The following is a 22,281-nucleotide window of genomic DNA, read 5'->3' on the forward strand; positions in this document are numbered from 1 at the left end:
CTCATGGGAGATCGCACTCACGAGGGCCCGGTGAACGGCTCCGTCCACCGGTTGCTCACCGTTCGACGGTACGCCCGCCCCCTGCTCCCCACCACTCGATCATCACGACCCCAGGCGCTAGGTTCACACATGACAGGACATGGGGAGAAGCCATTGGTGACCGAGGTCGTCGTAGACGGACAGACGCTGTCCTACGGCGATGTCGTCGCCGTCGCCCACCACGGCGCCCAAGTCGCCCTGGCGGATGGAGTGTTGGCGCGCCTGGCGGGCGAACGGGCGGTCGTGGACGAGGTGGTCGACCGCCAGATCCCGACGTACGGCCTGACGACAGGACTGGGCGGCCCGGGGGCACTGACGGGCGCCGGGGACGACCCGGAGCTGCCAACCGGCGCCGGCCAGACCCTGGATGCGCTGCCCGCCACCGGCAACACTCCGAACGTACTGACACGCGCCGGAGACGCCTTTGCGCTGCCGACCAGCGCCGGCGACACCCCTGACCCGCTGCCCAGTACCGGCGCCGCCCCGCAGGAGCCAGCCGCGACCGGCATGAGCCCGGAGACGCCGGACCACACCGGCAGCGCCGCGCAGGTATCAGCGCCAGGCAGCACAGGCGAGATCCTCTCGTCCGGGAACTTCCACACCCCCGCCCTGGCCCTCGCCTTCGACACCCTCGCGCTGGCCCTGACCCAGACCGCGGCGATCTCCGCCGAGCGCATGCGGCGGCTGCTCGACCCGGCGGTCAGTGGGCTGCCCGCGAACCTCTCGCCGTACGGTCCGGAGCGGTCGGGGTTCGCGCCACTGGTGAAGACGGCGCAGGCGCTGGTCGCCGAGGTCCGGATGCTGGCCGTGCCGGTGTGTATCGATCCCCGGCAGGGCGCCGATTCCGTGGAGGACGACTCGACCAACGCGGCGCTCGGTGCTCGGCGGTTGACGACGATGCTCGGCCGGCTGCGTCAACTCCTCGCCGTGGAGGCGGTGGTGGCCGCCCAAGCGGTGGATCTGGCGGCGCCGGGCACGTTGGGGCGGGGGCCGGAGTTCCTGTATCGCGCGATCCGGAAGCGCGTGCCCACGCTGGACGACGACCGGCCGCACGGGGTGGACGTGGAGACGGTGAGCCGCGACATCCTGGGGTCCGACGACGTCCGCAGCACACTGAACGCCTTGGCGGGAGAAGCGACATGACCAACGTCGACGTACACCAGCATCTGTGGACCCCATCGCTGGTGACGGCTCTGCGTGCCCGCCGCGAACCACCGTACCTGGACGGCTGGACGCTGTTCCTGGACGGTGAACCGCCCTTCGAGATACCGCCCGCCGACCACGACATCGCCCGGCGCGCCGAACTCGCCGCCGCCGACGGTCTCGACCGGGTCCTCGTCTCGCTGTCCGCCCCGATCGGCGTGGAGTGGCTGCCCGAGGCTCAGGCACGGCCGCTGCTCGACGCGTATCACGACGGCGCGTCAGCGCTGCCCGAGCCGTTCGGGGCCTGGGCCGCGGCCTGCGTACAGGACATCGACGCGGACACGACCGCCAAGGCCCTCGACCGAGGCTTCGTCGGCCTCCAACTCCCCGCCGACTCCCTTGCCGACGCGGCCGGTTACGCCCGCTGCGCCCCGCTCCTCGACCTGCTCGAAGAACGCGACCTCCCGCTCTTCGTCCACCCGGGGCCCGCCGTGGGCTCCTCGGCCGACCCCGCGTGGTGGCCCGCGATGGTCCCGTACGTCCAGCAGATGCACGCCAGTTGGTACGCCTTCCGCGCCTTCGGCCGCCCCCGCCATCCACGCCTCCGCGTGTGCTTCGCCCTGCTGGCCGGACTCGCCCCGCTGCACGGCGAGCGCCTGGCGGCCCGTGGCGGGCGGCAACAGGAGGGCGACCAGGGCGTGTTCGTCGAGACGTCGTCCTACGGCCCGACCGCCGTCGACGCGATCGTGCGCGCGCTGGGCGTGAACGCCGTCGTCCAGGGCTCGGACCGCCCTTACGCGGAGCCGCCCCGCCACCCGGGGTACGGGTTGGGCGGGGCGGCGGCCTACGCCTTTCGCATCGCCAATCCGCGACGGCTCCTCACCGGGCAGGGGTGACGGGGCGTCAATTCGCCGCGTTCATCAGGTCGAGCGCGCTCTGCTGCCGGGCCGCGTCGGTGGAGTCCAGCGGTCCGGCCCAGTGCAGCCCGTACGCGTCAAGGGAGTTGCGGTCGTTCGCGTACGCGCTGTCGGCCTGGCGTTTGATGTACGCGGTGTAAGGCCGGTCGGACAGGCGGGAGTTGAAGGCGCTCAGGCCCCGGACGTACGCACCCTTGAAGGACGGGCCGTCACCGCCGCAGCCACTCGTCTCGCACGGTTCCCGCAGGATTCCACCGGAGTTGAGGGCCGTCGCCGTGGTCGAGGCGTCACCGATCTGCCGGCCGGTGGTGAGCAACCCGGAATCCCCGGTCGCCCGGTACAGCTCCGACAGACCGCCGAGCAGCACGCCCTGGTTGTACGACCACGTCGTGTCGCCGTTGTTGCCGCAGGTCGCCAGGTTGATGCCGTCGTTGACCAGATGGGAGCCGTTGATCATGCCGGTGCCCTTGAACCACGACCACTCGGCGTTGGCCCGGCCGAGATACGCCGTGTCGCCCGCGATGCGGTTGTGCAGGGCGGCGTTCAGCTCCAGGTAGAGGGAGTTGGCGATGGCGTTCTTGTAGGTCTTCGCCGTGCTCCACCAGACTCCGCCGCCGCACGTGGAGTCCCAGTACCGCGCCATGTAATCGGCGTCCGCGCGGGCGGTGTTGAGGTAGCGGGAGTCGCCGGTGAGGTCGTACGCGTCGACCCAGGCGAGTCCCCACCACCCCGTGTCGTCGATGTAGTCGTTGGTGAAGTTGCCGCCCTGGGCGGAGAGGTTGCGGTCGTAGGTGTTGGCGATCGCGTACTTGTAGCTGGCCATGCCGGTGACGCGGATGTTGTCGATGAGGGCGGTCATGGCGTTGGCCGAGTTCCACCAGCCGGTGGTGTCGAAGAGGCCGGTGCCCAGGTTGTACGACTGCATCAGTGCCGTGGCGGCGGCAGTTGGGCGGCTGCCCGCGTTCCACGTCGTGCGGGCCCAGGACGTACAGGCGATCTCGGCCCGGTCGCCGGCCTTGCCGCAGGCGCGCAGGGCGCCCACGCCGAGGTTGTTCCAGTCGTCGACGTTGTACATCAGGGTGCGCCAACCGCCTTGCCCCGCGGGGATGGTGGTGTCGCCGAGCTTGCTGCCGGAGGCCCAGGTACGGCCGCCGTCGAAGGAGCGGTCGAGCCAGACCTCGTCGCCGGGGCTGCCGTTGGCGATCGAGGCCCAGCCCATCGCGTCGGTGTCGTCGAAGTGCAGGCTGATGCTCCGGGAGTAGATGGTCGCGCTCACCGGCTGCCGGTCACCCGGGGAGAGGGCCGGGTCGCGGGCGTCGCAGTACTTGTTGCAGATCGACGCCTGGGCGGCGGCGGTCGCGACGCCGGTGGACACCGGCATGAACAGGGCCAGGGCGGCGATCAGGCCGGTCCCGACTCTCCTGATACGTCGTGCTGTTGAGGTCATGCCGGCTCCATCGAGGTGGGGGGATGCGGGAGGTCAGCCCAGGCGCCACTGCTGGTTGGCGCCGCCGTTGCAGGACCAGAGTTCCAGCGCGGTGCCGTTGACGTTGCCGGCGGGCTGGTCGCCGCCGGTGACGTCGAGGCAGAGGCCCGACTGGGTGCCCGTGATCGTGCCGTTGGGGTTGACGCTCCACTTCTGGTTGGCGCCGCCGTTGCAGGTGTAGAGCTGCACCTTGGTGCCGTTGCTGGTCTGGTTGTCGTAGGCGTCCAGGCACTGGGTGCCGCCGTAGAGCCGGAGTTCACTGGCGGCGGTGATGGTCACGGCCTGGTTGGTGCCGCCGCCGCAGTCCCAGATCTCGATCTTGGTGCCGGGGGTGGTCTCGCCGTTGTAGGCGTCGAGGCAGCGGTTGGAGGAGGCGCCGATCAGCGGGTGGGTGGTGCCGACGCTGGTGCCGCTGCCGGCGGATACCCGGTACATCACCGAGCCGTGGCCGGGGACGCTCGCCGAGATGCTGCCGCTGGTGCTGCTGACGACGTGGGACCAGAGGTTGTTGAGCTTGTACGAGGATGCCGAGGGAAGGCCGGCCGCCGTCGCCGAGGTGGTGATGGTGGCGGCGGAGGAGTTCTCGTTGAAGAGGACCACCGAGACATCGCCGTTGGCGAGGGGCTTGGAAAGGACGTGCAGGCCACCGGAGTTGGAGATCTCGGTGCCCTGCTTGCCCAGCGAGTCCTGGTCCACGGCGATGACGTCCTTGTTGCCGTAGAGGGAGAGCGTGGCGGCGGTCGCCTTGCGCAGGTCGGTGCCGGCGATCAGCGGTGCGGCCATCTCCGACCAGAGGCTGAAGTGGGAGCGGTCCTCGGTGAACGACATGCCGTTGCCGACTTCGAGCATGTCGGGGTCGTTCCAGGCGCCCGGCTTGGCGTACGCGGCGAGTTTGACGTTGGCCTTGTAAATGGACACCACGGTCGAGAAGTTGACGTTGATGTCGTCGGTGGTGCGCCAGCTGTTGCCGACGCCCGCGCCCCAGGTCCACACGTCGGCGAGGCCCCAGTTGCAGAGGCTGTAGACGATCGGGCGGCCGGTGTTGGCGAGGGCGTCGCGCATCGCGGTGTAGCGCTGCTGGTCGGGCACGTTCTGGTGGTTGCAGTTGTCGTACTTGAGGTAGTCGACGCCCCACGCGGCGAAGCTGTTGGCGTCGGTCTGCTCATGGCCGAGGCTGCCCGGGTAGCCCGCGCAGGTGGCGGTGCCGGCGCTCTCGTAGATGCCGAGCTTGAGGCCCTTGCCGTGGACGTAGGCGGCGGTGCCGCTGATGCCGTTCGGGAACTTGACCGGATCCGGGACCAGTTGACCGGCCGAGTTGCGGGCCGAGGTCATCCAGCAGTCGTCGATGTTGACGTACTGGTACCCGGCGTCCTTCAGCCCGGAGGAGACGAGGTAGTCGGCGGTCTGCTCGACCAGCTGCTCCGTCACGTTGCAGCCGAAGGCGTTCCAGTCGTTCCAGCCCATCGGGGGCGTCCTGGCGAGGCCGTTGTCGAGGGCCTGCGCGGGCGGCGCGGCGCGCAGCACCAGCAGGGCCGGGACGAGGGCCAGCAGCAGCACCATCGTGAGGGCGGCGCTCAGACGTCTCTTGAAGGGTGACGGGAGGGTCATGTCGAGGTCTCCTGCTTCGCCGTGTGGGGCCGGTCGAACTCACCTGTGGAAACGTAACCATCGTGAAGGTTCCATCAGCGGAGCTGCGTCGTCAATGGTCCGGACCAAAATGTCCCGGGAGTGAACTACCCGTGTCGTCAGATGCGTTGACGACCTCGTGAGTCGATGACAACGTTTCCATCATCGGCACCCACCCGCACCCTTGGAGGCCTCCATGTCGCTGCGTCCCTCCCGGCGCGTGATGATCGGATCCGGCCTGGCCGCCGCTCTGACGGCGACGGCCGCCACCCCCTCTTTCGCGGCCGAACGCCCCAGCGCGGCACGGGCGTTGTCCCGCGCCAAGGCGACGTACTACGCGCTGAGAAGACACTTCGACGCGACCGACGGCTCCGGGCTGGTCCGCGAGCAGATCCCGGCGGCGGCCGGCGACAACCCGTACTCGTACGAATGGCCCTTCTCGCAGGTGCACGTCGCCGCGCTCGATCTCACCGTCGTGGCACCGGAGTTGGAGCCCGAGCTGGCGCGGCGGGCGGCGGCGCAGGAGCACCACTGGAACGCGGGCGGCGGGACGACCAAGCTGCCGGGTTACGCCTCCTACCCGGTCGCGCCGTACGGGGCGGGCGGGGACATGTTCTACGACGACAACGAATGGGTCGGGCTGGCGAAGGTCCAGCGGTATCTGCAGACGGGGGACGCCGCCGCGCTGGCCCGCGCGAAGGAGGTCTTCGCCCTGGTCAAGTCCGGCTGGGACACCGACAGCAGCCATGCCGCACCCGGCGGGGTCTTCTGGACGCAGGCCGACTGGAGTCACGACCGCAACACCGTCTCGAACATGCCGGGCGCCCAACTCGCCCTGCGCCTGCACCAGATCACCGGCGAGGCCGACTACCTGGAGTGGGCCAAGCGCTTCTACGACTGGACGAACGCGCATCTGCAGAGCCCAAGTGGGCTGTACTGGGACCACCTTGACCTGCAGGGGACGATCGAGAAGACCGTCTGGTCCTACAACCAGGGCGTGCCGGTCGGTGTCGCCGTGCTGCTGTACGAGGTCACCCGGGACCGCGCCTACCTGCGTCAGGCGGAGCGAGTTGCGGCCGCCGCGTACGCCTATTACGTCACGCAGGGGCGGCTGTTCGGTCAGCCCGTGTTCTTCAACTCGATCTTCTTCAAGAACCTGCTGCTCCTGGAGTCGGTGACCGGGAAGGACACCTACCACCGGGCGATGGCCGCCTACGCCGACCAGGTGTGGGACACGATGCGCGATCCCGCGACCGGCCTCGTGCACTTCGATTCGGCCGGTGGGACGCAGGCGATCCAGCAGGCGGCCCTCGTACAGCTCTACGCCGTGCTCGCCTGGCCGCGCGCCAAGTGGCGGATCCTGTACTGACGTTACGGGTGTCCGATCTCCCCGGTGCCGCGTGCGATCAGCTGCACCGGGAGGACGGTGCGGTGGGAGGGGCTGTCGTCGCCGTCGATGCGGTCCAGCAGGATGTGGGCGGCCCGGCGGCCGAGTTCCTCGGTGTCGGAGGTGACGACGGTGACCGGGGTGGGGAGCATGTCGGCGAGCTTGAAGTCGTCGAACCCCACGACGGCCACGGAGACTTGGAGGTCACGGCAGGCCCGCAGCACGCCCTCGGTGAGGAAGCCCGTGGTGGAGAAGACCGCGGTGGGCGGGTGCGCGGAGGTGAGCAGGGCGCGGGTGGCGGCCTCGGCCTCCTCGGTGGTGCCGCGGCGCAGGGTGACGACCAGGTCGTTGTCGGGCTCGATGCCGCTGCGGCGCAGCGCCTTGCGGTAGCCGCGCAGCCGTCGGCCGGTGCTGTAGTACGAGGGCGCGACGAGGATCGCGATGCGGCGGTGGCCCTGGTCGACGAGGTGCTGAGTGGCCTTGTGTCCGCCGTCCTCGTTGTCGACCAGGACGACATCGGCCTCGGCGCCGGTGGCCGGCCGGTCGACGAAGACGATCGGCACGTGGTCGTGGCCGTTGATCTCGTTGAGGAAGGCGTGGTCGCCCTGGTCGGGGACGATGATGAGCCCGGCGACCCGGCGGCCGATCAGCTCGCCGACGGCCCGGCGCTCGACCTCGGGGTCCTCGTCGGCGGTGCTCAACAGGACTGCGTAGCCTGCCTCGTTGGCGACCTCGACGGCGGCCTTCGCGAGAGAAGCGTAGAACGGGTTGGTGAGGTCGCCAAGGAGCAGCCCGATGGTCATGGAGTTCTGGCCGGGGCGCAGGGAACGCGCGATCTCGTTGCGCTGGTAGCCGATCGCGGTGATCGCCGCGTTCACGCGTTCGGCCGTCTCCTCGCGGACCGTGCCGATGCCGTTGACGACGCGGGAGACGGTGACGACGGCGACTCCGGCCCGCTCCGCGACGTCGCGCATCGTGGGTCTGGTGTTCTGGCGGTGCGGGGGACGACTGCTCACGTGAGTTGAAGACCAACCTTCCATCGCGTACCGGGGGCCGGGACCGCCCTCAGGATACGTATCGGGTCCCGGCCCGCCGCTCGGCCCGGGACGCTAACCGTTGTTCTTGATCACATCGTTGATCTTGTCGGTCATCGTCTGGAGGTCGGAGAGAGGCTTCTTGCCGTTGAGGATGTCCGGCCAGTAGGCGGTGATCAAGTCATTCGACTGGCTGGCCCACTGGGTGGTGAAGCGCACGCCGATGGTGGTCTGCGTGTTCAGCCCCGCCTTGACGGTGGCCGCGACAGTCGTCTGGCCGGCCTTGTCGAGGGCGCCGAAGTAGGCGCTCTGTGCGGAGAGATAGGCCGGGGCCGCGACCGGGGAGTCGGGCAGCACCTTGGTCCACACGGTGGAGTCGAGGTACTTGAGGACCTTGAAGGTGGCGTCCGCGTTCTGGGTGTACGACGGGGTGCAGATGCCCACGGCGTCGTAGAGCGTGGCGGGCTTGGTCACCTGGGGCAGGGGCGCGAAGCCGTACTTGATCTTCGGCTTGTCGGTGAGGAAGCCGGCGGCCAGCCACTGGCCGCTCCACAGCATCGGGATCTGTCCGGCGGCGAACAGCCCCTGCTGGTTGCTGATGTCGTAGCCGGGAGGCGCGATGGCGCCGCTCTTGATGCCGGCCACGACCTTACTGACGCCTTCGGTGTACGTCGTGTCGATGGTCGTCCTGGTGGGCTGGTGCACGTTGTCGGCGAAGGGCTTGCCGCCCGCGGACAGGGCGTACGTGCTGAGGGAGAACGGTCCGTCCGTGGAGGTCAGGGCATCGGCGACCAGGCCGTACTTGGCGCCCTTGGCGTGCAGTTTGGCGGCCGCGTCGAACATCTGGTCCCAGGTCCAGCCCGCGGCGGGCACGGTGATGCCGGCGGCCTTGAAGGCGTCGATGTCGTACCAGATGCCGTAGGTGTTCAGCAGGGAGGGGACGCCGCCTATCTTGCCGTCGGCGGTCTTCCAGTTCTTCATCGTGGACGAGACGAAGCTGCTCGCGCCGAAGTCGCTGGAGCCGGAGAGCCGGGAGGCCCAGTCGGTGAGGAGGCCCTGGCTGGTGTACTGCTGCTCGGTGTCGTTGCCGCACCAGAAGAGGTCGGGGAGCTTCTTGGCCTGGGTGAGGGCCGCGAGCTTGTCGCTGTAGTTGCCGTTGGGGGTGTCGACGCGCTTGACCGTGATGTTCGGGTCGTGGAAGCCGGTCAGGGCCTGGTCGATGGCCTTGTTGGTGGCGGCGGACTCCCAGGTCATCAGGGTGACCGTGGCCTTGCCGTCCGACTGTTTCCCGGACGAGCCGCCGCAGGCCGCCGTCGCGAGCAGTCCCCCCGCCGACAGCAACGCTCCGGCGCAACGGATCCATCGTTTCATCGTGGCCTCCTGATACCTGGCTGGCATACGGCTCGTAGGTGGGTCGGGACGGGACGGGGTCGGATCAGCGCTGGTTGACGGTGCCCAGGGCGCTCAGACCTTGGATGAAGTAGCGCTGGGCGACGAAGAACACGATCAGTGGCGGGAGCATGTAGAGCAGGTTGGTGGCCATGTAGAGGTTCCAGTCCGGGGTCTGTCCCGCGAACTGGGTGACGAAGGAGGCCATGCCCACGCTCAGCGGCCACTTCTGGGACGAGTACAGGTAGATCAGCGGGTTGAGGTAGTCGTTCCAGGACATCTGGAAGGCCAGGATTGACATCGTTATCCAGGCGGGCTTCGTGATCGGCAGCATCACGCTGAAGAAGATCCGGACGTGTCCCGCGCCGTCGACCTTGGCCGCCTCGTCGATGGAGTGCGGGATCGACAGGAAGTACTGCCGGGCCAGGAAGATGAAGAGCGGATTGCCGCCGAGGAAGGCCGGGACGATCAGCGGCAGCCAGGTGTCGTACCAGCCGATGTCCTTGAAGAGCTGGAACAGCGGGATGATGCCGACCACCGGGGGCAGCAGCATGCTGCCGACGAAGACGTAGAACCACACCTTGCGGCCGGGGAAGCGCAGCCGGGCCAGCGCGTAGCCCGCCATCATCGACGTCATCACCCCGCCGATCACCGAAAGACCGGTTATGACAAGGGAGTTGAGCAGCAGGCGCGGGAAGTGGATCACCTTCGGGCCGTCGATGAAGTTCTTGAAGTGGAACTCGTGCGGCAGCAGTTTCGGCGGGACCTCGAAGACCGCCGAGGGGCCCTTCAGCGCGACGGTGAGCATCCACAGGATGGGCAGGATCATCACCGAGCTGATAAGCAGCGCGACGGCGTACCAGGATGCCGTGCGTACGGCCCTGCGGGGCGGCTTCGTCGGTGGGGCGACCGGTGTCGGCGCGGTCGTCGGCGCCCTGGTGACGTCAGGAGACGTGGTCACTGTAGGTCCAAATCGACGAGAAGCGGGCGGTGGCGGCGATCACGACGACGATGACGAGGAACAGCACCCAAACCTGGGCGGAGGCGTAGCCGAACTGGGAGACCTGCCCGAGCCGGGGGAAGCCGTTGTCGTAGATCGACAGCATCAGGGTCCTGGTGCTGAACCCGGGACCGCCCTGGTTGTCCGGCGAGAGGATCTTCGGCTGGTTGAACGCCTGGAGGGCCGTCACCATCTGCAGGACCACCTGCAGGATCATGATCGGGCTGATCAGCGGCAGGGTGATCCGGAAGAACACCGTGCGGGGGCCGGCTCCGTCGAGCCTGGCCGCCTCGTACAGCTCGGTGGGGACCGCCTGGAGCGCGGCGAGGAAGATGATCATCGTGGACCCGACGCTCCACAGCATGACGATCACGATCGACGGCATCGCCGAGTTGTCGCCGGACAACCACTCGCTGGTAGGCAGGTGGAACCACTTCAACACCTGGTTGGCCAGGCCGACTTGGGGGTTGAACACGAACTTCCAGAGCGTGATCGTGGCGACCACGGGCAGCACGACCGGCAGATAGCACAGGGTGCGCAGCAGGCCGACGCCTCGCATCCGCTGGTTGCAGAACACCGCCAGGGCCAGCCCGATGGCCAGCGACAGCGGCACGTACAGCACGACGAGCAGCAGCGTGGCGCGCACCGAGGGCCAGAAGGACGGGTCGGTGGTGAACATGCGGTGGAAGTTGTCGAGGCCGACGAACTTGGGGTCCGTCAGGCCGTTGTACGTCGTCAGCGCGAAGTACGCGGAGCGGAACAGCGGGTAGACGACGAACGCCGTGAAGCCGATGAGCGCCGGTGCCAGGAACACGTACGCGGCCAGGGTGTCCGAGGACCTCTTGGGTGGCCGCCGCCAGGGTCGTCCTCGGCCGCCGGGACTCCCCCCGCCGGGCGGCCTGTCCACGGGCGGTACGGCGGTTCGCGTCTCTTGGTGCGGGGCGGCTGTCACACGCGCTCACCTTCTTCCTCCGAGGAGTTGACGATCACTCGGATCACGCGGACCCGACCGTCTGGTGGTCGTCGGCCCGCTCAAGGTAACGTTTCCATTCCCTGGCGATCACACGGTGGCGCACGCCACATGAGGGAGTCAAGAGGCGCGATGGTAACGTTTCCCGGATCAACATCCGGAACAGTGTGGGCAGTTCCGGAGTCGCTGAGCACGCTGGGGCGGCGGCTGGCCGACGAGTTGCGGGGTGGGCCGGCGGGGGAGATCGTCGAGCGGTGTCTGACCAATACGTGGGCTACTTCGATGAGTTGGGGGGCTCCGGCGAGTGGGGCGCCGGGGGATCTGTCGGACGGCTTCCCGGGTGGTCCGTCGGGTGGGCTGACGAGCGGTCTGGCGGACGGGGTGTCGAGCGGACCGGCGGGTGGATTCCCGGACGGTCCGGCGGGTCGACTGCCGGACCGTCCGTCGCGTGGGCTGTCGAGCGATCTGCCGGGCGGCATGTCGGGGGGATTGCCGTGGCGTCCGGCGCACGGGGTGCCGGACGGGTTGCCGGGCGGTCCGGCGCACGGGGTGGTGGCCGGGGTATCGGGCGGGGTGTCGGACGCGTCGTCCGAGGTCTTCGTGAAGACCGGTGACATCCCGGCGATGTGGTTGCGGGACAGCACGGCGCAGGTCCGCCCCTACCTGGCCGTGGCCACGGACCCGGAGGTCGGCGACGTCCTGGCCGCGGTCTCGCGCCGCCAGATCCGCTGCGTCCTGCTCGACCCGTACGCCAACGCCTTCAACGACGGTCCCACCGGCGCGCACGGCGAACCCGGCGATCTGCCCACGCCGGGCGACTGGGTGTGGGAGCGCAAGTACGAACTCGACTCCCTCTGCGCGCCGTTGCAGCTCGCGTACGCACTCCGGCGGGCGACGGGCCGCGAGGACCATCTCGACGAGGCGTTCCACCGCGCCGCCTGGCTGATCGTACGGCTGTGGCGGGCCGAGCAGTCCCACGCGCACCGGCCCTACCGGTTCGTCCGGCCGTCCGGCCCCTTCGCCGGCGACAGCCTGCCCCTCAACGGCCGTGGTGCGCCGGTCGGTTGGACCGGCATGACGTGGTCGGGCTTCCGGCCGAGCGACGACGCGTGCACCCACGGCTATCTGATCCCGGCCAACGCGCTGGCGTCGGCGAGCCTGCACGGCCTGGCCGAACTGGCGGCGGCGGTCCTCGACGACACCGAACTGGCCCATGAATGCTGGCGGTTGGCCGACGAGATCGACGCCGGAATCCTGGCCCATGCGGTGACCGAGGTCGACGGCGCCTCCGTCCTCGCCTACGAGGTCGACGGCTTCGGCTCGGCTTTGATGTGCGACGACGCCAACCTTCCGAGTCTGCTGAGCCTTCCGCTGAGCGGCTGGTGCGCGCCGGAGGACCCGTTGTACCGAGCCACCCGGCGCTTCGCGCTGTCCGAGGCCAACCCCTCCTACTTCAGCGGGAGTTACGCGTCCGGTATCGGCAGCACGCACACGCCGGACCGCCACATCTGGCCCCTGGCGATCGCCACCGCCGGCCTGACCGGCAGCACGGACGAGGCGGCGCGGGCCCTGGAGACCCTGGCCGCCACCACCGCCGGTACCGGCCTGATGCACGAGAGTTTCCATGTCGACGCACCGGGCCGGTTCACGCGCGAGTGGTTCGGCTGGGCGAACGCGATGTTCTGCGAGCTTGCGCTGGAGGTGTGCGGAGGCGGGGTGCGGCACCTGTTTCCGGTGCATCCGCGGGCGTTGCCCGGTGGGCCGGGGACGAGCGGCGGGTCGGCGTGACCGGGCGGTGGCTGGAGGCCGGGCGCGCTCCGGTACCACCCTGTTCGTGTCGGTGGATCCCGCCGCCCGCACGGCCCGTAGGGACGCCGATCTCGCGGTGGCCGTACGGCTCGCGCTGGACGGCGGGACACCCGGTGGTGTCGAGCCGCTCGACTGGCTCTCCACCACCGCTCCTCGTCGCCGGCGGTCCGGCGCCGAGACCCTCGTCTACGGCTGGGCCGGACCCTGGGGAGCGACGCCCCTGGCCGTCTGACCTCAGGGGGTGATGGTCAGGCTGCCGTAGTCCGAGAGGTTGGTCAGGTTGACCTGGCTCAGGGTGGTCGCGCCGGTCGTGCTTCCGGGCATCACGATGTGGCTCAGCGCGACGCCCGAAATGGGCGCTCCGGGAAGGCCGTTGATGCGTGCGGCGGTGACTCCGGCGTTGCGGACGCGGACGTTGGAGATCGTGACGCCGGTGACCGGGCCGATGCCCGCCGTGCTGCCGGTCTGCATGGCGAGCCAGGTCCGGTTGTCGTCGTTCTTGAAGCTGAGCCGTTCGATGTCGATGTCGTCGAACTTGAGGTTCGTCGCGCTCGCCGTGCCGTACTTGTGGTGGACGCCGATGCCGACGGCCGCGTCGTAGACGACGACGTGCTGGAAGGTGACCTTGTTCTGCGACTCGTAGACGCCCTGGCCGACCTTGACGCCGTAGCAATAGGTCCAGGAGACAAGGTCGTTGAAGGTGACGTTGTCCAGTGGGCGGGCGGTGCCGGGGACGCTCTTGTAGATGTCGGCGACGTCGGGCCAGGTCTTGGTGCTGAACGGGTCGTCGAGGCCGATGCCGATCGCGTGGTCGACGGTGACGTTCGTGGACTCCATGACGTCGATGCCGTCGTTCTCGCCCATGTCGAACCTGTTGAACATCTTGATGTCGCGGAAGGCCAGGTCCGAGGAGCGCAGCGGGATGACCGCCCAACTGCTGGACTCCCGGAAGGTGATGCCGTCGACCGTGAAGCCGCTCGTGTAGATCGGGGCGAGGAGGTTCACGCCGAGGTTGGAGGGCGCGAGCGCGGCCTGGCCGTTGCCGTCGATGATGCCGCGGCCGTAGATCTTGATGTTCGTCGAGGAGTAGCGGGTGGAGATGAACCAGGTGAGGTCGCGGCCCTGCGAGGTCTTGTGTCCGGTCACCACATAGTGGCTGGCCTCTCCTGTGTAGCGGAGGACCGCTCCGGGGGCGAGATAGAACGCGAGGTTGCTGCGCAGGTAGAGGTTGCCGAGGGTGTAGACGCCGGCCGGGACGTACACGATGCCCTGGGTTCCGTTGGCGGAGCCGTACGCGGCGGCGTCATTGAGGGCGTCCTGAAAGGCGGTTGTGGTGTAGGCGCCGGTGTTCGGCTGGGCCGAGTAGGGCGCGCTCTGCACGTTGAAGATGCCGGTGCCGCTGGTCGCCGGGCGGTTGGTCTCGGCCGGGTCGGCGGCGATGACCAGGTTGGGGCGGCCGTCGAGCTTGACGATCAGGTACTCGTCGTTCTGCACGGTGAAGGTGAGCGTCGGGCCGCTGACGGTGCCCGTGATGCCCAGCTTCTGCGGGCTGATGCTGTACGCGCCGATGGCCGTGTTGTTGAGCTTGGTGACCGAGATGGTGGCCGTGCCGGTCCCCAGGGCGAGTTGGGCGATGTCGTAGCCGGTGTACTTGGTGACGGGCACGGACGTGCCGTTGACCGTCAACCTGTAGTCGGTGGACGCCGGGTAGATGGAGGCGATCGGGTACGCCGACACGGTGCCCGCCGCGGCCTGTGCGGTCTGCGGGGCGCCGAAAAGTGCGGCGACGCCGAGCAGGAGGGCCGTCAGCACAAGAGCCAGGGGGCGCAGTACGCGCTTCTCGGTTCCGTCGGCCGCGGTCAACAGCCGTCTGTCGGCCGCGGTCAACGGCCGGCTCATCGACGATCTCATCCGGGGTCCTCCTGTAGTCACATCGGTGGGGGCACGTAAGACGGGATGGAAACGTTGCCAGTGACATGACCACACTAATGGTCTGGACCGCAGACGCCTATGTGCTGTGCGCGCCCACCCTCACTCCCTTGTCACCTCAGGACGAACCTCCGTCGCCCGGGACTCAACTCCCGCAAACAGAACGGCGATCCCACGGCCCGCTCCGGAATCGCTGCCATATTCGAGAACCACTTCGGAGGTGGCTGTGACGCTAGAGGCGACGACATCCCTGACGGCAGTGACACCCGCGGCGGACGGGACCGCCGGACGCATCGGCGATCTGGAACACCGGCGGGCGCGGGCAGTTGCCACGGCCGCGCCGAGAAGACAGGGCGCTCTCGGTGCGCGGGAGCGCATCGAACGGCTGCTGGACGTCGGCTCGTTCGCCGAGACCGGCGGCTTCGTGCGGGCCCGGGCCGTCGGGGACGGCGCCCAACGCCCTTACGGCGACGGGGTCGTGACCGGGTACGGCACGGTGGACGGACGGCCGGTCTGTGTCTTCGCGCAGGACTCCACGGTCTTCGGCGGCAGCATGGGCGAGGCCTTCGGCGAGAAGACCGTGGCCCTCATGGAACTCGCCCTGAAGACCGGCTGCCCGGTCGTGGGCCTCAACGACTCCGGCGGCGCCCGCATCCAGGAGGGCGTCAACTCCCTCGCTCTCTACGCCGAGTTGGTGCGCCGGAACGTGAAGGCGTCCGGGGTGATCCCGCAGATCTCGGTCGTCCTGGGTCCGTGTGCGGGCGGTGCCGCGTACTCCCCCGCGATCACCGACTTCACCGTGATGGTGGACGGCGCCTCGCACATGTTCGTCACCGGCCCCGACGTCATCGAGGCGGTCACCGGCGAACGCACCACCGCCGAGGAGCTGGGCGGCGCCCGCACCAGCAACTCCGTGAACGGCAACGCCCACTTCCTGGCCGCCGACGAGGGCGACGCGCTCGACACCGTGCGCGATCTGCTGTCGTACCTTCCCGCCAACAACCTGGAGCGGCCACCGGAGTACGCGCCCGGTTCCGTCGCCGACGGGGCGCCGCTCGACGGGATCGTGCCCGACCGGCTCGGACAGGCCTACGACATGCGGGACATCCTGCACGCGGTTGTGGACGACGGTGAACTCCTGCACGTCCAGGAGCTGTTCGCGCCGAACATCATCTGCGCGCTGGCCCGGGTCGAGGGGGCGAGTGTCGGGGTCGTCGCCAATCAGCCGCTGCGCTTCGCCGGTGTCCTCGACATCGACGCCTCCGAGAAGGCCGCGCGGTTCGTACGGTTCTGCGACGCGTTCGGCATCCCCCTGCTGACCTTCGCCGACGTCCCCGGCTACCTCTCCGGCGTCCGCCAGGAGCGGGGCGGCATCATCCGGCGCGGCGCCAAACTCCTCTACGCGTACGCCGAGGCGACCGTCCCGAAGGTCACCGTCGTCGTGCGCAAGGCCTACGGCGGGGGGTACGCGGTGATGGGTTCCAAGCATCTCGGCGCCGACCTCAATCTCGCCTGGCCCACCGCCCGTATCGCCGTCATGGGTGCCGAGGGTGCCGTCGGCGTGCTGCACCGGCGCCAACTCGCCGCCGCGGCCGACCCGGAGGCGCTGCGGGCCGACCTCGTCGCCGCGTACGAGTCCACACACGGGACGCCGTACCCGGCCGCCGAGCGCGGGTACGTCGACGACGTGATCGCGCCGCGCGACACCCGCGCCCATGTCAGCCGCGCTCTGCGCGCCCTGCGCGGCAAGCGCGCCCCGATGCCGGAGCGGCGGCACGGCAACATCCCGCTCTGACCGCCCTGTTCACCTCGTTCACCCTCGTCAGCCGACACCGCGAAGTTCCGCGATGTGAGGAGTCACGCCCGATGGACAGCCGCCGCCCCCCGCTCGCCCCCGCGTACCGGACTCTGCCCGGGTACGTGCGGCACTGGGCCGAAGTCGCCCCGGACCGCCGGGCGTTCACGTTCGTCGACCATCCAGCCCCCAACTCCCGTGGTGTGCACCGCACCCTGACCTGGCAGCGGCTGGATCTGCGGGTACGCGCCCTGGCCGCACGGATCGCCGAGCACGCCGAACCCGGCTCGCGGGTCGCCCTGTTGTGCCCGCAGGGCACGGACTACATCACCGGTTTCCTCGCGGCACTGACGGCCGGGACGGTCGCCGTCCCGTTGTACCCGCCCGGCCTGCCGGGGCAGGGCGACCGGCTGGTCGGGGTGTTGGGGGACGCGCGCCCGTCCATCGTGGTCACCACAGAACGCGTCCTGCCCGAGGTGACGGACTTCTGCGAGCGCGCACAGGTCACCGTCCTCGTGGCGGACCGGGTACCGGACTCCACCGCCCTCAACTGGCAAGCGCCCGCGCCGGATTCAGCCGCGACCGCCTACCTCCAGTACACCTCCGGCTCCACCCGCGCTCCGGCCGGCGTGGAGATCACACACGCCAACGTCGTCGCCAACGCCCGCCAGGCGCTTGCCGCTTACGGTGCCGACGCGCACCCGATGACCTGCGTGGGCTGGCTGCCGCTCTACCACGACATGGGGCTGGTGCTGAGCGTCGCGGCCCCGGTCGTACGCGGCCTGCTGTCGGTGCTCATGGACCCGGCGGCGTTCCTGCACGAACCGGTGCGCTGGCTACGGCTGTTGGCCGCGCATCCGCGGGCGCTGAGTGCCGCGCCCAACTTCGCCTACGACTACTGCGCCTCCGCCGTCACCGGGGCGCAGAAGGAGGGGCTGCGGCTGGACGGGGTCGCCGCGCTGATCAACGGCAGCGAACCCGTCCGGCCCGGCACCGCCGACCGTTTCCAGGACGCGTTCGCCGCGCAGGGGCTCGCGGCGGAGGTCCACTGCCCGTCGTACGGGCTCGCCGAGGCCACGGTCTTCGTCAGCGCCGCCCGGCCCGGCCGACCGCTCGGCCGCTTCGCCCTCGACCGTGACGCGCTCGCCGCCGGGAAGGCCCTGCCCGCACGGCCCGAGGACCCGAGAGCCGTGCTACTGGCCGCCTGTGGAGCCCCAGTTGGGCAGCGCGTGCGCATCGTCGATCCGGTCGCCCGCGCCGTACTGGCCGAGGGCGAGGTCGGGGAGATCTGGGTGCAGGGTCCCAACGTGGGGCGCGGTTACTGGAACAACTCCGCGCAGACCGAGCGCGTCTTCGGCGCCAGGCTCGGCGAGGATGCGCCGGGCAGGTGGCTGCGCACCGGCGACCTCGGGACCGTGCTGGAGGGGCAGTTGGTCGTCACCGGCCGGCTCAAGGACCTCATCGTGATCGACGGCCGCAACCACTATCCGCAGGACGTGGAGGCCACCGCCCAGGACGCGCATGACGCCGTACGACGCGACCGGCTCGCCGCGTTCGGCGTGCCGGGTGGCACGGGCGAGCGGGTGGTGCTCGTCGCCGAGCACGCGCGCACGACCAGCCTGGCGGACATCGACGTACCGGCCCTGACGCAGGCCGTACGCTCGGCCGTCTCCGCCCGGCACGGACTACGCCTCGCCGACGTCGTCCTCGTCGCACCGGGCACCGTGCCCCGCACCTCCAGCGGCAAGGTGTCCCGGGCCCTGACCCGCACCCGCTACCTGGAGGGCGCCTACACGGCGGAGACCGCGGTATGACGGCCGCCGACACCAGAGCGCTGCTGCGCCGCCGGATCGCGGAACGGGTCGCCGAGTGGAACAACACCCCCGTCGACGACGTCCCGTTGGACCGCCCCCTGGCCGACCTCGGCATGTCCTCGCGGGAGGCGGTCGTGCTGGCGGGCGAGTTGTCCACGCTGACGGGCCACGAGTTGCCGGCGACCCTGCTGTGGGAGGCGCCGACCGTGGACGCGCTGGTGGATCGGGTGTGCGGTACAGCCACGCCAATTGCCGTACAGGACGCCCCTGTTGCTGTGGCGCCGGGCGAGCCCGTGGCGGTCGTCGGGGTCGGCTGCCGACTGCCCGGCGGGGTGCGCGGCCCGGCCGCCTACTGGCAACTGCTGCTCGACGGCGTCGACGCGATCAGACGTGTCCCCGAGGACAGATGGGCCGACTTCACGGCGTACCCACCTCCCGAAACACCGTTGCACGGCGGCTACTTGGACGACATCGCCGGGTTCGACGCCGACTTCTTCCGCATCACTCCGCGCGAGGCCGCGGTCATGGACCCCCAGCAACGCATCCTCCTGGAGGTCGTCCGCGAGACCCTCGACCACGCCGCCGTCCCCGCACCTTCCCTGGCGGGCACGGCCACCGGCATCTACGTCGGCGTCTCGGCCCCGGAGTACGGACAGCTCACCGGCGCCGACCTGAACGCCGTCGACCCCTGGGCCCCGGCGGGCGCGGCACTGAGTGTGACGGCGGGCCGACTGGCCTACGTCCTGGACACCCGCGGCCCCAACATGGCGGTGGACACGGCCTGTTCATCCTCCCTGGTCGCCGTGCACCAGGCCTGCGTCAGCCTCCGCACGGGCGAGACCGACACGGCGATCGCCGCCGGAGTCAACGTCCTCCTCTCCCCCGCCGTCGGCGTCGCCTTCGAACGAGCGGGCGCCCTCGCCCCGGACGGCCGCTGCAAGCCCTTCTCCTCGGCGGCCGACGGCATCGGACGCGGTGAGGGCTGCGCGGCGGTACTGCTCAAGCGGCTGTCCGACGCGGAACGGGACGGCGACCGTGTCCTCGCGGTCATCCGCGCCACCGCCGTCAACTCCGACGGACGTTCCAACGGCCTGCTCGCCCCCAACCCCGCAGCTCAGCAAGCCCTGTTGACCACCGCGTACGCACGGGCCGGACTCACCCCGGCCCACATCGACTACATCGAGGCGCACGGCACCGGCACCCCGCTCGGCGACCCGATCGAGGCTGGCGCGCTCGGCGCGGTGCTGGGCGCGGGCCGTGACCCCGAACAGCCGTTGCTGCTCGGCTCGGTGAAGGGGAACCTCGGCCACCTGGAATCCGCGGCGGGCATCACCGGCCTGGTGAAAACGGTCCTCGCGCTCCACCACGACCTCGTCCCACCGTCGCTGCACGGCAACCCCCTCGGCGACACACGGCTGCGCGTCGTCACCGAGCCGGAACCCTGGCCCCGCTACGGCGGTACGGCCACCGCAGGCGTCTCGGGCTTCGGGTTCGGCGGCACCAACGCCCATGCGGTACTGGAGGAATGGCGGCCCGCGCTGCCCCCGTTGGAAGAAGCCGCCGCGCGCCTCCATCTCCTCTCCGACATCGACACCGAGCGGGTCCGCGACACCGCGTCCCGTGTCGCCGCATGGCTCCGTACGTCCGAAGGGAGTTCCGCCCGTCCGGCCGACGTGGCGCGCACGCTCGCGGGACGGGCGGGGCGTGGGCCCGTACGCGCTGCGGTCGTCGCGCGCGACAGGGGCGAACTGGCCGATGCACTGGGCGCGTTGGCGCAGGGTGGCAGCCCCGATGCGCGCGTGGTGACCGGTGACCGTGATCTCGTGGGGCGGGGTCCGGTCTGGGTGTTCTCCGGATACGGCAGCCAGTGGACCGGCATGGGGCGCCAACTGCTCCTGGAGGAACCGGCTTTCGCCGCCGCCGTGGAGAAGCTCGACGCGCAGGTGGCTGACGTGTTCGGCTTCTCCCTGCACGAGCGCCTGGCCTCCGCCGGGGATCTCGACCGGTTGGATGTCGCTCAACCCGCTCTGTTCGGGGTCCAATTGGCGCTCGCCGAGCTGTGGCGATCGTACGGCGTCGAGCCGGTCGCCGTGATCGGCCACTCCCTGGGCGAGGTGGCCGCCGCCGTCTGCGCGGGCGCGCTGGATGTGGCGGACGCGGCCCGGGTGGTCGCCGTACGGGCGCGGCTGCTGGGGCAGTTGCACGGGGGCGCGATGGCCGTCGTAGACCTGGATGACGGTGAACTTCCCTCCCTGGAGCGGGACTTACCGGGCGTGCACGTCGCCGTCCACTCCTCGCCCCGGCAGAAGGTCGTCACCGGTGACGAGATGGCGGTCGCCCGCCTGGTGCGCCGGCTGGAGGAGCGAGGGCGGGCCGCCCGGGTCATGCGGGTCGTCGGCGCCGGACACTCACCTCAGGTGGACCCGCTGTTGCCGGAGCTGGCCGAGGCTCTCGGGGACGTCAAGGGTCGGCCGCCACGCATCCCCGTCTATTCCACCGTCCTCGAAGACCCCTGCGCTGCCTTCGAGTTCGACGCCGACCACTGGGCCGCCAATCTGCGCCGGCCGGTACGCCTGGACGGTGCCCTCGCCGCCGCCGCGGCCGACGGTCACACCGCCTTCGTGGAGATCTCACCGCACCCGGTCCTCGCCAGGTCCATCGCCGACAACGTACCCGGCGCCCTCACGGTCGGCACGCTGCGCCGCGACGCGGACGGATCCACCGCGTTTCTAAGGGAGTTGGGGGCCTTGTACACGGCGGGACTGAACCTCCCGCTGCCGGGCGGCCGGGTCATCGACCTCCCCACACCGCGCTGGCGGCACGTCCGGTACTGGTGGACCGACGGCCGAACTCCCGTCACCCCAGCGCCTGCCGCCCACCGTTGGGCCGAGCCCGTCCCGGCCGCCGAAGACTCGGTGACCGCCCGCGTCAGCCACCACATCTCCAGCGTCACCGGCCATCCAGCGGCCCGTATCACCCCCACCACGGCACTGACCGACCTCGGCCTCGACTCCCTCATGGCCGTCCGCATCCGCACCGCCCTGCAACGCGACTTCGGCGTCGAGCTGCACCTGCGCGACCTGTTCGACGCCGTCACGGTCGCCGAAGTGGCGGACCGGATAGCTCAGTTGACCGACGCGCCATCCCATCCCTCTCCTCTCTTCCTGTTCCACGCCGCCGGCGGGACCAGCGACGTCTACCGCGCGCTCGGCGAACGCCTCGGCGAAGACCGGCCGGTGCACGGACTCGACCGGATCGAGGACGCTCACACCGTTTCCGATAAGGCCCGCCGCTACGCCGAGGCGATCACCGCTGCTCATCCCAACGGGCCCTGTGTGCTGGCTGGTTGGTCCTTCGGCGGCTTCGTGGCACAGGAGACGGCGCGCCAACTCACCGCCGACGGGAGGGATGTCGAACTCCTCGTGCTCATCGACTCCGTACGGCCCCTCCCCCAGCCCGACCGCACCCCCGCCGAGCGCGTCCGCGCGTATCTCACGGGCTTCGCCGAGCACATCGCCGACACCTACGGGGTCCAACTCCCCCTGCCCTACGACGACCTCGTGGCGTTGGACGACGACCACGAGCGCATCGACCTCGTGCTGCGTGCCCTGCGCGGGGCGGTGAAGGTGCCGTCCGCCGCGTTGGAGCATCAGCGTGCCTCGTACCTGGATCTGCGGATCGGCGAGGCGCATCAACCGGGCCGGTACGAGGGGCGGGTGGTGCTGTACCGGGCCACCGAACCGGCGCCGCACACCGTGCGTGACCCGGCGTACGAACGGGACGACGACGCGCTCGGCTGGGACGAGGTGTGCCCGCGGCTGACGGTCGTACCGGTGGCGGGGCACCACCTGTCGCTGCTCGACCCGCCGTACGTCGACGAGATCGCCGCCCATCTGCGGCGGGTGCTCGCCTCGCCGGAGGGACCCGCCGAACCAGCCTGAGG

At 70.1% G+C, this 22,281-nt stretch carries 15 protein-coding genes; 8 read left to right on the plus strand and 7 right to left on the minus strand.

Features of this window, described 5'->3' with window-relative positions; genetic code table 11:
- Nucleotides 1–129 precede the first annotated feature (129 nt).
- Both ACGFY9_RS11915 and ACGFY9_RS11920 read left to right on the plus strand, forming a co-directional pair.
- Nucleotides 130–1,182 (plus strand): aromatic amino acid lyase, encoded by a 1,053-nt coding sequence (locus ACGFY9_RS11915; protein ID WP_393753588.1) that lies wholly within the window; start codon nt 130–132, stop codon nt 1,180–1,182.
- Nucleotides 1,179–2,078 carry an amidohydrolase family protein gene (locus ACGFY9_RS11920; protein WP_393753589.1) on the plus strand — a complete coding sequence of 300 codons (900 nt, stop codon included), beginning with the start codon at nt 1,179–1,181 and terminating at the stop codon, nt 2,076–2,078. Before ACGFY9_RS11915 ends, ACGFY9_RS11920 begins: the two co-directional genes overlap by 4 nt.
- Nucleotides 2,079–2,085: 7 nt before the next feature.
- Here ACGFY9_RS11920 and ACGFY9_RS11925 read toward each other — a convergent pair whose 3' ends face one another.
- Both ACGFY9_RS11925 and ACGFY9_RS11930 read right to left on the minus strand, forming a co-directional pair.
- A complete protein-coding gene (locus ACGFY9_RS11925; RefSeq protein WP_393753590.1) occupies nt 2,086–3,546 on the minus strand; it encodes a glycoside hydrolase family 76 protein in 1,461 nt (486 codons plus the stop codon).
- Between the two features lie 33 nt (nt 3,547–3,579).
- Nucleotides 3,580–5,193: a glycoside hydrolase family 27 protein gene (locus ACGFY9_RS11930; protein ID WP_393753591.1), complete on the minus strand. Its 1,614-nt coding sequence runs from the start codon at nt 5,191–5,193 to the stop codon at nt 3,580–3,582.
- 214 nt (nt 5,194–5,407) lie between these two features.
- Between ACGFY9_RS11930 and ACGFY9_RS11935 the strand changes: the two genes are divergently transcribed.
- On the plus strand, nt 5,408–6,580 hold the full coding sequence (locus tag ACGFY9_RS11935; protein ID WP_393753592.1) for a glycoside hydrolase family 76 protein: 1,173 nt from the start codon (nt 5,408–5,410) through the stop codon (nt 6,578–6,580).
- Between the two features lie 2 nt (nt 6,581–6,582).
- On the opposite strand, the gene ACGFY9_RS11940 is transcribed toward ACGFY9_RS11935, so the two are convergent.
- From ACGFY9_RS11940 to ACGFY9_RS11955, 4 genes are all read right to left on the minus strand, one after another.
- Nucleotides 6,583–7,614, minus strand: coding sequence for a LacI family DNA-binding transcriptional regulator (locus ACGFY9_RS11940; RefSeq protein ID WP_393753593.1), 1,032 nt, complete (start codon nt 7,612–7,614; stop codon nt 6,583–6,585).
- Nucleotides 7,615–7,707: 93 nt separating this feature from the next.
- Complete coding sequence (locus ACGFY9_RS11945; RefSeq protein WP_393753594.1) at nt 7,708–9,003, minus strand: ABC transporter substrate-binding protein; 1,296 nt, start codon at nt 9,001–9,003, stop codon at nt 7,708–7,710.
- Between the two features lie 64 nt (nt 9,004–9,067).
- A complete protein-coding gene (locus tag ACGFY9_RS11950) occupies nt 9,068–9,982 on the minus strand; it encodes a carbohydrate ABC transporter permease (RefSeq protein WP_393753595.1) in 915 nt (304 codons plus the stop codon).
- A complete protein-coding gene (locus ACGFY9_RS11955; RefSeq protein WP_393753596.1) occupies nt 9,966–10,835 on the minus strand; it encodes a carbohydrate ABC transporter permease in 870 nt (289 codons plus the stop codon). The genes ACGFY9_RS11950 and ACGFY9_RS11955 overlap by 17 nt, the downstream gene beginning before the upstream one ends.
- A gap of 321 nt (nt 10,836–11,156) precedes the next feature.
- Here ACGFY9_RS11955 and ACGFY9_RS11960 point away from each other — a divergent pair, with 321 nt between their 5' ends.
- Together ACGFY9_RS11960 and ACGFY9_RS11965 are read left to right on the plus strand one after the other, a co-directional pair.
- Nucleotides 11,157–12,779, plus strand: coding sequence for a glycoside hydrolase family 125 protein (locus tag ACGFY9_RS11960; RefSeq protein WP_393753597.1), 1,623 nt, complete (start codon nt 11,157–11,159; stop codon nt 12,777–12,779).
- Between the two features lie 46 nt (nt 12,780–12,825).
- Entirely contained in the window at nt 12,826–13,032 is a 207-nt protein-coding gene (locus ACGFY9_RS11965) for a hypothetical protein (protein WP_393753598.1), read from the plus strand.
- A gap of 2 nt (nt 13,033–13,034) precedes the next feature.
- Here the strand turns inward: ACGFY9_RS11965 and ACGFY9_RS11970 are convergent, their stop codons facing one another.
- Nucleotides 13,035–14,711, minus strand: coding sequence for a glycosyl hydrolase family 28 protein (locus tag ACGFY9_RS11970; protein ID WP_393753599.1), 1,677 nt, complete (start codon nt 14,709–14,711; stop codon nt 13,035–13,037).
- A gap of 277 nt (nt 14,712–14,988) precedes the next feature.
- Between ACGFY9_RS11970 and ACGFY9_RS11975 the strand changes: the two genes are divergently transcribed.
- The 3 genes from ACGFY9_RS11975 (at nt 14,989) to ACGFY9_RS11985 (ending at nt 22,279) form a co-directional block, all read left to right on the plus strand.
- On the plus strand, nt 14,989–16,524 hold the full coding sequence (locus ACGFY9_RS11975) for an acyl-CoA carboxylase subunit beta (RefSeq protein ID WP_393753881.1): 1,536 nt from the start codon (nt 14,989–14,991) through the stop codon (nt 16,522–16,524).
- 71 nt (nt 16,525–16,595) lie between these two features.
- Nucleotides 16,596–18,338, plus strand: coding sequence for a fatty acyl-AMP ligase (locus tag ACGFY9_RS11980; protein ID WP_393753600.1), 1,743 nt, complete (start codon nt 16,596–16,598; stop codon nt 18,336–18,338).
- Nucleotides 18,335–22,279 carry an acyltransferase domain-containing protein gene (locus tag ACGFY9_RS11985; protein WP_393753601.1) on the plus strand — a complete coding sequence of 1,315 codons (3,945 nt, stop codon included), beginning with the start codon at nt 18,335–18,337 and terminating at the stop codon, nt 22,277–22,279. Before ACGFY9_RS11980 ends, ACGFY9_RS11985 begins: the two co-directional genes overlap by 4 nt.
- Nucleotides 22,280–22,281: the final 2 nt, after the last annotated feature.

It is taken from the genome of Streptomyces sp. NPDC048504, from assembly GCF_043200035.1.
Classification (GTDB): domain Bacteria; phylum Actinomycetota; class Actinomycetes; order Streptomycetales; family Streptomycetaceae; genus Streptomyces.

Bases quoted from the DNA above. Each gene is read 5' to 3' on its own strand.
- ACGFY9_RS11925 (WP_393753590.1), bottom strand. From the start codon at position 3,546: ATGACCTCAACAGCACGACGTATCAGGAGAGTCGGGACCGGCCTGATC.
- ACGFY9_RS11920 (WP_393753589.1), top strand. From the start codon at position 1,179: ATGACCAACGTCGACGTACACCAGCATCTGTGGACCCCATCGCTGGTG.
- ACGFY9_RS11945 (WP_393753594.1), bottom strand. From the start codon at position 9,003: ATGAAACGATGGATCCGTTGCGCCGGAGCGTTGCTGTCGGCGGGGGGA.
- ACGFY9_RS11980 (WP_393753600.1), top strand. From the start codon at position 16,596: ATGGACAGCCGCCGCCCCCCGCTCGCCCCCGCGTACCGGACTCTGCCC.
- ACGFY9_RS11935 (WP_393753592.1), top strand. From the start codon at position 5,408: ATGTCGCTGCGTCCCTCCCGGCGCGTGATGATCGGATCCGGCCTGGCC.
- ACGFY9_RS11970 (WP_393753599.1), bottom strand. From the start codon at position 14,711: ATGAGATCGTCGATGAGCCGGCCGTTGACCGCGGCCGACAGACGGCTG.
- ACGFY9_RS11915 (WP_393753588.1), top strand. From the start codon at position 130: ATGACAGGACATGGGGAGAAGCCATTGGTGACCGAGGTCGTCGTAGAC.
- ACGFY9_RS11985 (WP_393753601.1), top strand. From the start codon at position 18,335: ATGACGGCCGCCGACACCAGAGCGCTGCTGCGCCGCCGGATCGCGGAA.
- ACGFY9_RS11930 (WP_393753591.1), bottom strand. From the start codon at position 5,193: ATGACCCTCCCGTCACCCTTCAAGAGACGTCTGAGCGCCGCCCTCACG.